The following is a 300-nucleotide window of genomic DNA, read 5'->3' on the forward strand; positions in this document are numbered from 1 at the left end:
CTGAGGACCCAACTTTACATTTTCTTAGGCAAAAATAAGCGCTGGAGCGGCATATAGCGCTTTGATTGTCTCACGGAGCCAGAGGATTTTCGGATTATGGCTGTTTCGTTTATGCCAGATCAGCGTGAAAGGAACGGTCAGTTTTTCAGCCTGGGCTTCATCAATGGGAATGGGCAGGGCGATCAGCTTACGCTGGTGGAGTTGATTATAGTGATGACAGTAGTATGGCGCCGTGGCGATGTAGTTATGGCCGGGCTGCGCCGCCATAAACATCGACTGTTCGAAACCGGGCAGGCTCAT

1 protein-coding gene is annotated in these 300 nt (G+C 50.7%); it reads right to left on the reverse strand.

Features of this window, described 5'->3' with window-relative positions; genetic code table 11:
* Positions 1–24: 24 nt before the first annotated feature.
* Positions 25–300: LysR family transcriptional regulator (locus tag F2P44_RS34740; RefSeq protein WP_308610548.1), on the reverse strand; the 276-nt coding region annotated here is incomplete at its 5' end.

This window comes from Massilia frigida, from assembly GCF_011682175.1.
GTDB classification, from domain to species: Bacteria; Pseudomonadota; Gammaproteobacteria; order Burkholderiales; family Burkholderiaceae_D; genus Telluria_A; species Telluria_A frigida.